This is a genomic window from Actinobacillus indolicus, assembly GCF_004519515.1.
GTDB classification, from domain to species: domain Bacteria; phylum Pseudomonadota; class Gammaproteobacteria; order Enterobacterales; family Pasteurellaceae; genus Glaesserella; species Glaesserella indolica_A.
In genome coordinates this window covers 2,059,038-2,074,168 of record NZ_CP038145.1, presented here as the reverse complement: position 1 = coordinate 2,074,168, position 15,131 = coordinate 2,059,038, and the positions used below count along the sequence as shown (strand labels likewise).

Sequence of the window (15,131 nt, the reverse complement as noted above, 5' to 3'; positions counted from 1 at the left end):
ATAACCTTCTCTGATTTGCAAATTTTTTATGTTATCTGACCGCTTGCATTATCTCGCAAGTACTTCTCGCTTACCGCGACTATCTGGTGCAGACAAAATGCCCTGTTCTTCTAATTGATCGATAATTCTCGCTGCACGGTTAAAGCCAAGTGAGAATCGACGTTGAACTCCACTGATCGATGTTGATCCACCATCAATCATAAACTGGGCAATTTCATCAAATAGCGGATCTAAATCGCCACCACTACGTTCGTAACCCTCGCCATTTTCATCACCGTCAGGAGATGTCACGATACTTTCAATATATTCCGGTTTTCCACGTGCACGCCAGTTATCTGCCACACGTTGAACATCATCGTCTGTCATAAATGCCCCGTGAATACGAATAATATCTGGACTACCTGCCCCTGAATAGAGCATATCGCCTCGCCCTAATAATGCTTCTGCGCCACCTTTATCCAAAATGGTACGAGAATCAATTTGGCTTGCCACAGTAAAGGCAATACGGCTTGGAATATTCGCTTTAATCACCCCTGTAATCACATCGGTTGATGGACGTTGTGTTGCTAAAATTAAGTGAATTCCCACCGCACGTGCTTTTTGGGCAATCCGCATAATATGATCTTCTACTTGCTTACCTGCTGACATCATTAAGTCCGCAAATTCGTCCACAATCAACACAATGTAGGTTAATTTTTCTAACGGTGGTGGTAGTTGATCCATAGAATCACCTGGACGCCATAATGGATTCGGAATCGGTAAATTCATTTCCGCCGCCTGATCGATTTTGGCATTAAAGCCTTCGATATTACGCACATTTAAGCTACTTACAAGCAGATAACGGCGTTCCATTTCTTCGACTGCCCAACGTAGTGCATTTTCGGCTTTTTTCATATCCGTCACGACTGGAGTCAATAAATGTGGAATATCATTATAAATAGAAAGCTCCACTACTTTCGGATCAATCATGATAAATCTCACTTGCTCAGGGGTCAGTTTAAAAAGCAAGCTTAAAATCATAGTATTCACCCCAACAGATTTACCGCCCCCTGTTTGACCTGCAACCAATAAATGTGGCATTTTAGCCATATCAACCACAATCGGTTTACCGCTAATATCTTTACCCAATGCCATTGGTAATGTCGCACGGCTATCACGGAATGCATTACTATCTAACACATCACGTAACCAAACCGTTTCACGATGTCGATTAGGTGTTTCAATACCCATAAATGGCTTACCTGGTACAACATCAGTGATTCGAATAGCTTCAAAAATCAGCGAACGTGCAAGATCTGACGCTAAATTTGTGATTTTTGCTGCTTTTACCCCTGCTGCTGGCTTAATTTCATAGCGCGTAACCACAGGTCCGACTAACACATCTTCTACCGTAGCTTTTACCCCAAAGTTCGCTAACTCTTGTTCAATACGCGCTGATGTTTCAAGAATTTCCTGCTCTGTAATTTGCTGTTCTTCTGCTTTACCTGCGGTTAATAGATCAATCGTTGGCAAAGGGGTTGTCGGTTTTTCAACCTGCTTTTTTGTCTGTAACAAAGGATGAATTAAGGTATCGCCATAGCCTTTAGGGTAGGTTGGCGTCGTTACTTTAGGTTCTGTTTTTTCAGCTTGCTCTACTGCAACATTTGTTTTTACAGGAACAATTTCATCTACAAGCGGTTGGTTTCCTGTCATTTTTTGCACAAAGCTAGGCTCTTTAACTTCCGTATTCACCGTTTCAACATTCACAGAAACAGGATCTTCCGCATGGCTGACACTTTTATTGACCGATAATGGCGATGGCTCATCCTTTACAGATTCAATCGGATTAAGGCGAATACTTGGCATCACAGGCTTATCTATTTCAACAGGCATCTCCTCTTCTGCAAGAACGGCTGGGGATTCTACAGTAATTGGAGGGATCACTGCATTTTCCGCTACTCGTACTGTTGGAAGAGGTGTACTGCTTTCTACTTTAAACATAGAAATATCGGTTAAATTCTCCTTTTCACCTAATGGCTGAATAGGTATTTCAATGAATTCTTCTTGAACCGTAGTTTTCAATCCCGTAATGTTTGGACGGCTAAAAATCGATAAATCCGTCAGCTGCGAATCTGCTGATTTTTCTTGTGTTTCTTCTGTTTTATCCAAACTTAACGAAGTTTCTTGCCCATCTACTGCATCTTCTTGTGTTTTATTCTCTTCTTTATCCTCTAAAACCCAATGATATAATTGATTAAACAGTTGGATAATGATTTGCCCTGAACAGAAATAAAAGCCAACCGCCGTCAATAGTACCGAGATAACAAGCACAATAATCTGAGAGCCAAGCATATCCGTTAGCATTCCGCCAACAAAACCTCCCGAAAGGTAGTAGGCTGAATTTGATAATACCACGCTAACTAAACCTGCAAGCCCAACGAGCAAAACACTAAAACTCAACAACCAAAGTGTAATATGCTTCCACTCCATCTCTTCGGTAAGCTTCATTGCCAATGCATACGCTGCAGTAAATGTTAACCCAAATGGAAAAACAAAAGCCACTTTACCAAACAATGAAAACAGCACATCCATTAACCATGCCCCTAACAGACCTGCTTTATTTAAGGTTGAATGCGTTAATGAGCTTGCACTACTCCAAGCATTATCCAAAGGACTAAAACTTGCCCAAGCTAAAATCAAATATGCTCCCAAAAGAATGGAAAGCAATAAGACAAATTTCACTAAATTTTCTTTGCCTTTTAAACGTTCAATCACAACAAATCCTTATTTTAAAAGTAGATAGTTAGTTTGTTTCACTTCTTCCATCACCACATAAGTACGGGTGTCGTTCACTCCCGGTAAACGTAATAGTGTAGTGCCAAGTAATTTACGATAAGCTGCCATATCTGCCACGCGGGTTTTGAGTAAGTAGTCAAAATCCCCTGACACCAAGTGGCACTCTTGAATTTCATCTAGTTGTTGAACCGCACGATTAAACTCTTCAAATACATCGGGTTTACCGCGGACAAGGGTAATTTCAACAATCACTAATAATGGCGCTTCCAGTAATTCAGGGTTTAGCAACGCACGATAGCCCATAATAACATTCTGTTTTTCTAAACGTTTTACACGCTCTAAACAAGGTGTTGGAGAAAGTCCAACACGTTTAGACAACTCAATATTGGAAATTTTCCCATTTCGTTGCAATTCATTGAGAATTTTTAAATCGATCGCATCAAGCGCTTTAGGTAGTTTTTTATTTTCCATTTTTTCACCTTTCTAGCGAATTGTTCTATAGCCGAACATTCTAACATCTCTCTTTCTTCATCCCAACCTATTTGCATAAAAAATAAAAAAACGGCTAGAAAATTGCAAAATATTGCAACGATCTAACCGCTTGTCAGAAAAATATAAAGCTTAGCCAACCACTTGTGGTAACCATCCTTTCTCAATTAAGAATGGAACAATCACAATAAATACCCCGATGACTAATGCTATCCACAAAGAAAGATTTCCCCCTTTTACACGATACGGCAATGCCAAATTTTGACGGCGTAATTTCCACGCCATCGCAATCGGCAACACAATCGCATAGAACGCAAACATTTGCCCTGCATAGCCTAATGCGGTAATAAAACCTTTTGGATAGAAAAACGCAAATAACATCGGTGGAATAAAGGTTAATAAGCCTAAACTGATTCGCCCTGCTTGGATATTGATACGTTTTAACAGATCTTCCAATGCTTCAAATAAGCCTAACGCTACCCCTAAGAAAGAGGTAATTAACGCTAACGCTGAGAAAATGCGCACCATTGCCCCAATGATTGAGCTACCTGTAATTTGGCGAGCCGCTTCCGCTAAACCATTCAAGGTTGGATCTTTTTCTAGAATTTGTAAAAACTCCGTTTGGCTCAACACACCATGGGTCGCCAACTGCCATAAAATATAGGCAACCAACGGAATAGAAGTCCCCACCACAATCGAAATACGTAGCGCCTTCACATTCCCTTCTAAATATTTATTTAAACTTGGAATAGAGCCATGGAAACCAAAAGAAGTAAAGAAAATCGGGCTTGCCGAAATCAATAAGAAATTATTAATCGGCATGGCTAACAGATTATCGACCGACACTTTTGGTAATAAGAGAAAAAGCACTAAAACAAAGGCAAGAAGCTTGGTGGTAAACAGAATACGGTTAATCGCATCAACACTGGTTGTCCCTAAAATGATAAAAGCGCCGAACACAACCGTGAAAATCACCCCAGCAATACGCGTTGTGGTTTCTGCATCAATAATAGTCGGTAAAAATGCCCCTAAAATAGAGCTACCGCCAGAAACATAAGCAGAAAGAATCGCATACAGAAAAACAATCAATACCGTCGTCGAGACAACTCGTCCGAATGTGCCATAATATTTTTCTGCTAATGTGCCTAACCCAGCATCACTGTCAACAGTTTGATACACTTCAACAAATAGCAATGCACAAAAACAGAGTAATAACCAAAGACCAATTAATAATGCCACGGTAAAGCCAAAGCCGATACCTGCTGAAGTTAACGGCATCGCAAGCATACCTGCCCCAATCGTTGTCCCTGCGACAATCAGGGTACTGCCTAACGTTTTATTTTTCATACAATCATCCGTCAATAAAAATGAACGCAATAATTGTAATGAAAATTCAAGATATTGCGAGAAAATGTCGTGAAAAAACGCGAAATAAATTTAAAATGGAAAGAGTTGTTTACAAACTTGTTTTATCTATAAAAAAGGCGACTAAATTGTCGCCTCTCATTCAGATTTTATTACTTAAACACCGCCCACACAGGTGCATGGTCAGAAGGTTTGTCCATTGCTCGAATTTCTAGGTCAATGCCTGTTTCGACACAGCGTGTAGCCAAAGGGTTTGAAGCAAGCACTAAGTCAATGCGTAAGCCTCGGTTATCATCAAACCCTTTTGAACGATAATCAAACCACGAGAATTTGTCTTCTGCTGTTGGGTTCATTGCTCGGAAAGTATCGACTAAACCGTATCCGTGTAAACGCCCTAGCCATTCTCTTTCTTCGGGTAAAAATGAACATTTGCCGTCACGCAACCAGCGTTTGCGGTTTACTTCGCCAATCCCGATGTCTAAATCTGTTGGGCTGATGTTCATATCGCCCATAATGATAATCGGGTTTTCAGGCTTGAGTTCTGTTTCTAAATAACGTTGTAAATCCGCATAAAATTTTTCTTTAGCAGGGAATTTGGTTTCGTGGCTACGGTTTTCGCCTTGTGGGAAATAGCCGTTTAAGACGGTCAGCGTTCCGAACGGGGTTTCAAGATCCGCCATGATCATACGCTTTTGTGCATCTGCGTTATCCGTTGGGAAACCTTTACGCACGGCAAGCGGTTGGTTTTTGGTTAAAAGTGCAACGCCATAATGCCCTTTTTGTCCGTGATGAAAAATGTGATAGCCAAAATGATTCACTAAGTCGTAAGGGAAATCTTCATCTGCCACTTTGATTTCTTGTAAGCCGATCACATCAGGTTGATGCTTTTCAATCAGTGCTTCAAGTTGATGGGGTCTTGCTCTCAACCCATTAATGTTAAAAGAGATAAATTTCATATAATCCTCTAAATAAAAATCAGACCGTACAAGCGGTCTGATCTTAACATTTTTTTGCAAATTTCTGCGACTATAAAATCATCGCAGCAATCCAACCAAACACTAATAATGGGATATTGTAGTGGATAAAGGTTGGAACCACAGAATCCCAAATGTGATCGTGTTTGCCATCTGCATTCAAACCTGATGTTGGGCCTAAGGTTGAGTCAGAAGCTGGTGAACCTGCATCACCTAAGGCTGCTGCAACGCCGACGATTGATACTGTTGCAAGTGGAGAGAAACCGAATGAAATACAAAGCGGAACATAGATTGATGCAATGATTGGCACCGTTGAGAAGGAAGAACCAATCCCCATTGTTACCAATAATCCCACTAACAACATTAAAAATGCCGCCATTTCTTTGCTTCCGATAGAGCCTTTTAGACCTTCAACTAATTCAGCCACGCCACCCGTTGAGTTTACAACGCTTGCATAACCTGAAGCAGCAATCATCACAAAGCCAATCATCGCCATTAAACGTAAGCCATCTTGGAAAATATCGTTACTTTGTTTCAGTTTGAATACACCACCCGCCGCGAAGATAATTAAACCAACTAAACCACCTAATACCGTTGAGTTTGTAGATAATTGCACAAAACAGGTTGCAATGATAGCAGCAATGCTTACGCCGATATGGAATGATTTCACATTGGCTACACGCGCTTCAATATCATCTGCCGTTGGCTCTGGGCGATCTTCAACATAAGAACGTGGTTTACGATACGTCACAAATAAGGCTAACAAAAGCCCTGCAATCATCCCTAAAACAGGGATAAACATTGCTTGTGTTACCTCTGCTGTATTCGTCACTAAATTAAAGGACTGTCCAGCTTGGTTAATATTTTTCACCAAAATATTTTCGATAAAGATTTGACCGAAACCTGCTGGAATTAACATATAAGTTGCAGTTAAACCAAAGGTTAATGCACACGCCACTGCACGGCGGTCAATTTTAAGCTGGTTCATCACGCTAAGTAATGGTGGAACAACGATTGGGATAAACGCAATGTGAACTGGAATGACGTTTTGTGATGCCATTGCGAAGGCAACTAAGGTAAATAAGACTAAGTATTTAAACCAAAATACTGAGCGACCTGATGGGCGTTTACCAAAGGCATGAATAACTTTATAAGCTAATAAATCTGTCACGCCAGATTTTGATAATGCCACAGCGAAAGCACCAAGAACTGCATAGTTCATTGCAGTTTCAGCCCCGCCACCTAAACCGCCCGTAAAACTTTTTATGGTTGCAGTTAACGCTTCGCCTAATGCCATTCCGTTGCCAGAATTACCTAAAATACCACAGGTTAAGGCGGCAATAATCAATGCAATCACCACGTTAATTCGCATTAAACTTAATGCGAGTAACACGATGATCGAAATGACTACTTCATTTGATAGTAACATTGTGTTTTCCTCTTAATATAATAAACAATAAAACGGATTATCCAATTCCAAGAGATAAAAAATAACCCCTTCGAAAACATCTTCCGAAGGGGTGGAAATCGTATTTTAGATCTACTCTCATTTTGCACCGCTCGGAAGTTTCTTCCGAACACGCCAAATGCCCGAAAGATTATTCAGGTAAATGGTGATGATGGTGACGAATAATTGAGAAAGTATTCATAGTAGCTCCAAAATTGAATGTGCCGAAATATATCCTAGGCAAAAATGAAAAGCAAACGTTTATTTCATTTTTTGTAAATTTTTTCGACTAACTCACCGCTTTAATCTGAATTAAACCGCTTTCAGCATAATCTGTCGCATCATCTTCATCTTGCACAACAGGCACGGACGGAATTTCTGCTTTATCAAATGCAATATCGCCTTCAACGCCCTCAATTAGCTGACCACGTTTAATCCCTTTAAAATCAAAGAGATTTGGATCGCATAGATGTGACGGGGCAACATTCTGCAAGGCACTAAACATCGTTTCAATACGTCCTGGATATTGACGATCCCAAGTCTGCAACATCTCTTTGACCACTTGACGCTGTAAATTAGGCTGTGAACCACACAAATTACACGGAATGATTGGGAACTGTTTTGCCACCGCATATTTTTCAATGTCTTTCTCTTTGCAATAGGCAAGCGGTCGGATCACGATCTGTTTTCCATCATCACTAATCAGCTTTGGTGGCATAGATTTGAGTTTGCCACCATAGAACATATTTAAAAACAGCGTTTCAAGCATATCATCACGATGATGTCCTAACGCAATTTTGGTTGCACCTAGTTCTGTGGCGGTACGATATAAAATCCCACGACGCAGGCGAGAACAGAGCGAACAAGTCGTTTTCCCTTCAGGAATTTTCTCTTTCACAATGCCATAGGTGTTTTCTTCGACAATTTTATACTCTACGCCGATACTCTCAAGATACTCAGGCAAAACGTGTTCTGGAAAGCCCGGCTGTTTTTGATCTAAATTCACCGCCACAATATCGAAATGAATAGGGGCGTTGAGCCTTAAATTGAGCAGAATATCCAACAAAGTATAGCTATCTTTCCCCCCCGATAAACAAACCATTACTTTGTCGCCATCTTCAATCATATTAAAATCCGCAATCGCATTGCCTACATTTCGGCGTAAGCGTTTTTGCAATTTATTGAAGTTATAGGCAATTTTTTTCTCTTTTTGCGTGTCTTGAACAGCGTCTTGGTGCATAATTTAACAAATTCGGATTAAATAAAATAAAGTGGCACATAGTAACCACTTCGCGATTTTTTTCAAGTATTTCTGAAGATCGGGCATAAATGCCCGACAATTATTACAATCCATAAAACCAATTACACAAACGTCGGGCATAAATGCCCGACCTACAAGGAAAAATATGGCTAAAAAACGCATTATTATCGGCATTAGCGGTGCAAGTGGCTTTCAATATGGCTACAAAGCCCTTGAACTGCTTAAACCGCTAGACAATATCGAAACCCACTTGGTGATTTCAAAAGGAGCGGAACTTACTCGCCAATATGAAACCAACATCAGCGAAGAACAGTTATTATCCCTTGCCGATGTGGTTCACCCTATCCACAACTTAGGGGCTTCTATTTCAAGCGGTTCATTTAAGACTATTGGAATGCTTATCGCCCCTTGCTCAATGCGAACCCTAGCGTCAGTCGCCCACGGTTTTAGCGATAATTTATTGGCTCGTGCCGCCGATGTGGTGTTAAAAGAACGACGTAAATTGGTGTTAATGGTGAGAGAAACGCCGTTGCACTTAACCCATTTGGATAATATGCGTAAAGTCACGGAAATGGGGGGCATTATTTTTCCGCCCGTGCCAGCACTTTATCATCAGCCTAAAACGGTCGATGAGATTGTGACACACAGCGTTGCTCGTGCTTTAGATATGTTTGATCTTGAGATTGATATTCCACGCTGGACAGGAAAGTAGATGAATAATCCAATTCCTACACATATTGTGCAATTTATCTTGAAAAATCACGTTGTGAGCCTTGCTTGCCACCATCAACATCAGCTTTGGTCAGCCAGTTGCTTTTACGCTTTTGATGAAGCATCTCACCGCTTGATCGTGCTGTCAAAGCAAACTACCGAACACGGCAAATTGATGTTGGCTAACCCCAATATTGCAGGCACCATTGCAGGACAACCTGAGAATATTCGAGAAATTGAAGGCATTCAATTTCAAGCTGTTGCTCGTTGTCTTGAGAATGAACAAGAGAAACAAACTGCTTTGCAAATTTATTGGCAAAAGCACCCGCTTGCAAAATTAATGAGTAGTGATGTATGGGAAATTGTTTTTACCCGAATTAAGCATACGGAAAACAGAGTGGCGTTTGCGAAAAAGAGTTTGTGGGAATGTCGGGGCGAATCATCTTCGCCCCAATAAATGTTGATTACTTCACTTCACGAATCATAATTTCTGACGGGATTACACTACCCTGCCAATATAATTCAGTCGAAACTTTTAAGGCTAAATCAAGGTAGGCTTGGCTGATTTCGTGGTTAGGATCTGCCGCCACCGTTGGTGTACCTTTATCTAGGTCTTCACGTAAACGAATGTGCAATGGCATTTGTCCTAATACTTGCGTTTGGTATTTTTCTGCCACTTTATTTGCTCCACCAGTGCCGAAAATGGTTTCGTGGTGTCCGCAATTTGCACAGATATGTACGCTCATATTTTCAATGATACCTAACACAGGCACAGATACTCTTTGGAACATTGAGATCCCTTTGATTGCATCAAGCAACGCAATATCTTGTGGCGTAGTCACCACCACTGCCCCTGTCACTGGAATTTGTTGTGAAAGGGTGAGTTGGATATCGCCTGTACCTGGTGGCATATCAATGACTAAATAGTCTAAATCAGGCCACCACGTTTCTTGGAGTAACTGGCTTAATGCACTGCTTGCCATTGGCCCACGCCAAATAGTTGCGTTATCAGGATCCATTAAATAGCCGATAGAATTAGAGTATAAACCATGTGCTTCAATCGGGGTAATATGTTTATTGTCTGGTGACACTGGACGCTGGTTCGCCGCCCCTAACATATGTGGGATAGATGGACCATAAATATCTGCATCTAAAATACCCACCCTTGCCCCTTGTGCTTTAAGAGCTAACGCAAGATTGACCGATGTGGTAGATTTACCCACGCCACCTTTACCCGATGTGACTGCAATAATGTTTTTCACACCATTGACCGCTGGATGATTATTGGCACGTTTTAAGGTTGCAATTTGGTAATTTAACACCCATTTCACACCGCTTGCACCACTGACTTCTTTCAGTTTTGCTTCCGTTGTTGCCTTTAATTGTTCAAATCCGCTGTTCCACGCAAATGGTAGCGTAAATTCAAGACGTAAAATCCCACCGCCTAATTCGGCTTTTTTTAACGCATTTAATGCGATTAAATCTTTTTGCAAGGTTGAATGTTGAAAACCTTGTAAAACACTTTTAATGTCAATGAGTTGTTGTTCTGTAAGCTGATTCATCTTACTTATCCTTATTGATTGTATTGTCGATATAAATCTTTACTATAAATGACTTCACTTGGATTATCCACATCAAATCCCTGAATACTTGGATCAATGCTGACTCGTCGTTGATACTGGAATAATGGCAAAATAGCAACATCTTGTTCTAACTGATGAACGACATTTACAATAAGCTGCGAACGCTGTTCTGAACTGAGATTCTCTATATTAAGTTGTGTTAATAATTGATCTACTCGCTCATTTTTATAGCCACTTTTATTATCTAGGCTTGCTGAGTGGAATTGATTTAAAAATGCCACAGGATCATTATAATCTGCACACCAGCCCGAACGAATCAGTTGAAAGTCATGTTGCTCACGTTTCGTTAAAAATTGTTCCCAATTTAAACCTTGTAATTCTACTCTAAACATATCCGAACGGCTTAACATTAATGCCATTTTATTGGCAATTTCACTATGTATTCCGCTATTGTCATAACTTATTTTAAGCTTCAGTGGCTGTGATGCCGTAATCCCAATCTGATTTAATAATTGTTCTGAACTCATTGTGGAAAGAATACGATCTTGTTGAGGCAAGAGTGTTTTTGGTATTGCTAAATGATTAGGAATACCAAAACCACGACTAATTTCAGCTGGTGAAATCATTGCTCTAATCGCTTGTCTTGCTTCTAATTTTTGTAAAATGGGATCGTTAAAATTAAATTCATAAAAATAATTACATAAACGAGGAAAGGCCACAATATCTTTACTATAACCCGCTAACGGGTTTTCAATAATATCGAATTTATTTGGGTTTTGAACCGTGGTAATTAACTGATATTTTACTGTCTGAAAAGGGAGATCTATATTTCGTGCCTGTAAATGCAAGTGATCTTTGGTGATGCCTACTAATTGATAAGCCCCATTCGTAACGAGCTCTTTATCACCCGTTGGTTTTTTCCCCTGATACGTAGGTAAAAGTGCTGAATGTGCCAACATTTTTGGAAGTTGTCTATTTACTTGATGTAACGTAATTTGTAGCGTATGTGGATTAAGCGCTTTTACACCTAACTGTTCTATATTAATTCTTCCTTGTAAAATCTCTTTAGCGTTGCTCACTCCCATATAAACGAGATAATTCGCTAATGGTGATTGATTTTCAGGGTTAATCAAGCGTTGCCAGCTCGCAATAAAATCCATTGCGGTAACGGGCTCGCCATTTGACCATACTTTTTTATCATCTAAGATAAAAAGCCAATTTTTCCCATCGTCACTAAAGCATTCTCTAGCCACTGCAGGGATAGTTTCACCTTTAGGATTAAATGACATTAATCCCACAAAAAGATCTCTAACTAAGGTAGCATCCGCTGAAACTTTGGCAAAGTGTGGATCTAACTGCAAATGCGCAGAATAGATTGCTCTCGTTAATTCAGATATTGACCGGGGTGGTTCTGTTTCTACGACAGGTACAAGCTTCGACTGAGAATTCTCCTCACATCCTGTGAGTAGCCAAAAACAGAGCATCACTTTTGCAAAGTTTTTGACAGATCGTACCGCTTGTAATAGAAATGGTATCTTCATGATAAATTCTAGTTAATTGAGGTTAACCCTGGAAATAAATTGCTTAACCCTGCGACAATAATTTCAATACCTAATGCCATCAGAATTAAACCCATAATACGAGTAACAACGTTTGAACCTGTTTTACCCAAGCGTTTGACTAAGGGTGCAGAAAAGCGGAAAAGAATGTAACAAATCCCTGCAAATAAGATAATTGCAATACTAAAACCAACTAAATCAACCCAAGTATGATAACGTGTTCCCCAAACGATTGTCGAGCCAATCGCACCAGGTCCTGCCATAATTGGCATAGCCAAAGGCACAACCCCAATATTTTCATATTCAGACAGGTCTGCATTTTTTTCTTCCTTATTCTGCTTATGTTCACCCAATTTACCGCTAATCATCGTCATCGCAATACTCACAATCAAAATTCCCCCTGCAACACGGAAAGAGTTTAGGGAAATACTGAAAGCATCTAAAATCACTTTTCCAAAGAATAAGCTCACTAATAAAATCACACCTACAGAAATAGAAGTAATTAAATTCGTTTTATTACGATCCGCTTCATATTGGTGAGCCGTCATACTAAAGAAAATCGGCAAGGTACCAAAAGGGTTCACAATCGCAAAGAGACCAATAAAAAATTGAAGATAGATAGCAAAATTGATAACAATATCCACGGGGTTCTCATAGGCTAGTCACAAGTGTTCGCTATTATAATCAGGAATAATAGAAAAGGCTTGCAAAAATTTGCAACCTATTAGAATAAAATAGGTCTATAATCCCCACTTTATTTTTATACCTTCAAAAAATATGCGTTTAGATAAATTTATAGCAGAAAATACAGGGCTAACACGCTCTCAAGCCACCAAAGCCTTACGTTCAGGACAAGTTACAGTCAACGGTGAAATAGAAAAAAATAGTGCAAGAAAAATCAGTGAACAAGATGAAATCTGTTTTGATGGAGAACCACTTGCTTGGGTGGATGAAGGGCAATATTTTATGCTATATAAACCTCAAAATTGCGTCTGTTCCCACGATGATGGCGACTACCCGACCGTATTCCAATTTTTTGACTATCCACTGACCACAAAACTGCATTGTGCAGGACGTTTAGATGCCGATACAACAGGGCTCGTGTTATTAACCGATGATGGACAATGGTCACACCGTATTACCTCCCCAAAACATCATTGTGAAAAAACCTACTTAGTTACCCTTGCTGATCCCGTAGAAGATTTCTATGCCACACAATTTGCCGAGGGCATTTTATTGCGAGGTGAAAAAACCGTAACAAAACCGGCTCAACTTGAGATTTTAGATGACTACAATGTTAATTTGACTATTAGTGAAGGACGTTATCATCAAGTTAAACGGATGTTTGCCGCATTAGGTAATAAAGTCGTTGCATTACATCGTTGGCGTATTGGTGATGTCATCTTAGATGAAAATCTTGCAGAAGGGGAATTTAGAGCCTTAACAACAGAAGAAATAGAGAGTTTTTAATGAGTAAAATAATGAAAAACAACGGCATTTTTATCATTATCATGGGGTTGCTATCTATGCTTCCTCCCCTTGCTATTGATATGTATCTTCCTTCATTTTTAGATATAGCCAAAGATTTAGATGTCTCTCAGGAAAAAGTCCAAACGACACTTGCTATTTTTACCTTTGGCTTTGCGGTTGGACAACTGTTTTGGGGGCCGATCGCTGATAGTTTTGGGCGTAAACCGATTATTCTATTAGGATTATCGGGCGGTGCGGTGGCCTCCTTTTTCTTAACGCAAGTCTTTGATATTGAACATTTCTATTTATTACGTTTAATTCAAGGCTTATTTGGTGCCGCACCTGCAGTGGTGTTAGGGGCATTAGTACGTGATCTCTTTGATCGCAATCAGTTCGCAAAAATGATGTCCACAATCATGATTATTACCATGGTCGCGCCACTTGTTGCCCCTATTGTTGGTGGCTATGTGGCTAAATGGTTTCATTGGCATGCTATTTTTTATATTTTAATGATCATGGGGATCATCTGTACTTGCCTTGTCGCTATCCAGGTACCTGAAACCTTAATCAAAGAAAATCGAATGCCTCTCAGCTTCAAAAAAGTATTACAAAATTTTGCTGCATTAATTTCCCATAAAGCCACGCTCGGTTATGTTCTAGCTGGTGGTTTTTCGTTTGCTGGTATGTTCTGTTTTCTTACCTCAGGCTCACTCGTTTATATTGGTTTATTTGGCATTTCTTCTGAGCATTTTGGCTACTTTTTTATGCTAAACGTTGGTGTACTCATTATTATGACTTTTATTAATGGTCGCCTCGTATCCAAAATTGGCTCAGAAAAAATGTTACAAATCGGCTTAGGTCTACAATTATTAGCAGGAATTTGGCTGGCAATTTCCGCAACACTTCAACTCGGATTATGGCCTATGGCTATCGGTGTAGCCGTCTTTGTTGGTATGCTTTCAACTATCGGTAGCAATGCTACGGCAGCCATTTTAGATCGCTATCCGCAAATGGCTGGAACTGCAAACGCTGTGGCTGGTACTGCCCGCTTTGGTATCGGTTCATTAATTGGTGCGGGGTTATCCCATATTCCTTTAACGAGCGAACGCCCGATGCTCTATACCATGGCTAGCTGTATTATTATTGGTTGTATCGCTTACTACTTTTTATCTTGTCAAAGACGTGATAACTAATTTCAATGGGGCTAAGGCCCCTTTTTTAATATTTTTTATCTATTAATACATAAAATTTATTCTTTTGGTTTTAATGATAAAAATCCTTATAAATGAAAACCAATAAAGCTAAACCCCATAAAAAACCAATAATAAAGCATAATATGCTATACCATTGCAATAAATAGTAATTTTAAGCTTATCTTACAGCATAAAAATAGGTGTTTTACGAAGAAATAGCATTTTACTTTTATAGGGAGTGAAGTTATATTCCCTTTTACTTATTTACAAGCGGTCGCATTTGCAAAAAATTTTGTAAATCCTA

Annotated in this window: 13 protein-coding genes and 1 other annotated feature; of the genes, 4 read left to right on the top strand and 9 right to left on the bottom strand. The window is 39.7% G+C overall.

Translation table 11 applies throughout. The features are described 5' to 3' along the window. Positions 1 to 48: 48 nt before the first annotated feature. From EXH44_RS10200 to ttcA, 6 genes are all read right to left on the bottom strand, one after another. Positions 49 to 2,754, bottom strand: coding sequence for a DNA translocase FtsK (locus tag EXH44_RS10200; RefSeq protein WP_162857388.1), 2,706 nt, complete (start codon positions 2,752 to 2,754; stop codon positions 49 to 51). A gap of 9 nt (positions 2,755 to 2,763) precedes the next feature. Beyond that, entirely contained in the window at positions 2,764 to 3,246 is a 483-nt protein-coding gene (lrp, locus tag EXH44_RS10195; RefSeq protein ID WP_111750773.1) for a leucine-responsive transcriptional regulator Lrp, read from the bottom strand. Between the two features lie 150 nt (positions 3,247 to 3,396). Next, positions 3,397 to 4,611, bottom strand: coding sequence for an aromatic amino acid transport family protein (locus tag EXH44_RS10190; protein WP_162857387.1), 1,215 nt, complete (start codon positions 4,609 to 4,611; stop codon positions 3,397 to 3,399). Positions 4,612 to 4,781: 170 nt separating this feature from the next. After that, a complete protein-coding gene (xthA, locus tag EXH44_RS10185; RefSeq protein ID WP_162857386.1) occupies positions 4,782 to 5,585 on the bottom strand; it encodes an exodeoxyribonuclease III in 804 nt (267 codons plus the stop codon). 70 nt (positions 5,586 to 5,655) lie between these two features. Then, positions 5,656 to 7,032 carry a Na+/H+ antiporter family protein gene (locus tag EXH44_RS10180; protein WP_162857385.1) on the bottom strand — a complete coding sequence of 459 codons (1,377 nt, stop codon included), beginning with the start codon at positions 7,030 to 7,032 and terminating at the stop codon, positions 5,656 to 5,658. 58 nt (positions 7,033 to 7,090) lie between these two features. Then, positions 7,091 to 7,226 (bottom strand) — a sequence feature (His leader region). Positions 7,227 to 7,339: 113 nt separating this feature from the next. After that, the gene (ttcA, locus tag EXH44_RS10175) at positions 7,340 to 8,290 is read right to left on the bottom strand and encodes a tRNA 2-thiocytidine(32) synthetase TtcA (RefSeq protein ID WP_162857384.1); all 951 of its coding nucleotides are present in this window, start codon (positions 8,288 to 8,290) and stop codon (positions 7,340 to 7,342) included. A gap of 166 nt (positions 8,291 to 8,456) precedes the next feature. On the opposite strand from ttcA, the gene EXH44_RS10170 reads away from it, so the two are divergent. Both EXH44_RS10170 and EXH44_RS10165 read left to right on the top strand, forming a co-directional pair. After that, the gene (locus EXH44_RS10170; protein ID WP_162857383.1) at positions 8,457 to 9,023 is read left to right on the top strand and encodes a UbiX family flavin prenyltransferase; all 567 of its coding nucleotides are present in this window, start codon (positions 8,457 to 8,459) and stop codon (positions 9,021 to 9,023) included. Next, entirely contained in the window at positions 9,024 to 9,479 is a 456-nt protein-coding gene (locus EXH44_RS10165) for a PNPOx family protein (RefSeq protein WP_162857382.1), read from the top strand. A gap of 7 nt (positions 9,480 to 9,486) precedes the next feature. Here EXH44_RS10165 and apbC read toward each other — a convergent pair whose 3' ends face one another. Genes apbC through EXH44_RS10150 form a run of 3 tightly spaced genes read right to left on the bottom strand, consistent with a single transcriptional unit; the run spans position 9,487 to position 12,808 of the window. Beyond that, positions 9,487 to 10,584, bottom strand: coding sequence for an iron-sulfur cluster carrier protein ApbC (apbC, locus tag EXH44_RS10160; RefSeq protein WP_162857381.1), 1,098 nt, complete (start codon positions 10,582 to 10,584; stop codon positions 9,487 to 9,489). An 11-nt stretch (positions 10,585 to 10,595) separates the two neighbouring features. Continuing rightward, entirely contained in the window at positions 10,596 to 12,146 is a 1,551-nt protein-coding gene (locus tag EXH44_RS10155) for a peptide ABC transporter substrate-binding protein (protein WP_162857380.1), read from the bottom strand. Positions 12,147 to 12,154: 8 nt separating this feature from the next. Continuing rightward, positions 12,155 to 12,808 carry a YchE family NAAT transporter gene (locus EXH44_RS10150; RefSeq protein WP_162857379.1) on the bottom strand — a complete coding sequence of 218 codons (654 nt, stop codon included), beginning with the start codon at positions 12,806 to 12,808 and terminating at the stop codon, positions 12,155 to 12,157. Between the two features lie 133 nt (positions 12,809 to 12,941). On the opposite strand from EXH44_RS10150, the gene rsuA reads away from it, so the two are divergent. Both rsuA and EXH44_RS10140 read left to right on the top strand, forming a co-directional pair. Beyond that, a complete protein-coding gene (rsuA, locus tag EXH44_RS10145) occupies positions 12,942 to 13,634 on the top strand; it encodes a 16S rRNA pseudouridine(516) synthase RsuA (protein WP_162857378.1) in 693 nt (230 codons plus the stop codon). Beyond that, complete coding sequence (locus tag EXH44_RS10140; RefSeq protein ID WP_162857377.1) at positions 13,634 to 14,827, top strand: Bcr/CflA family multidrug efflux MFS transporter; 1,194 nt, start codon at positions 13,634 to 13,636, stop codon at positions 14,825 to 14,827. The genes rsuA and EXH44_RS10140 overlap by 1 nt, the downstream gene beginning before the upstream one ends. The last annotated feature ends 304 nt before the right edge of the window (positions 14,828 to 15,131 follow it).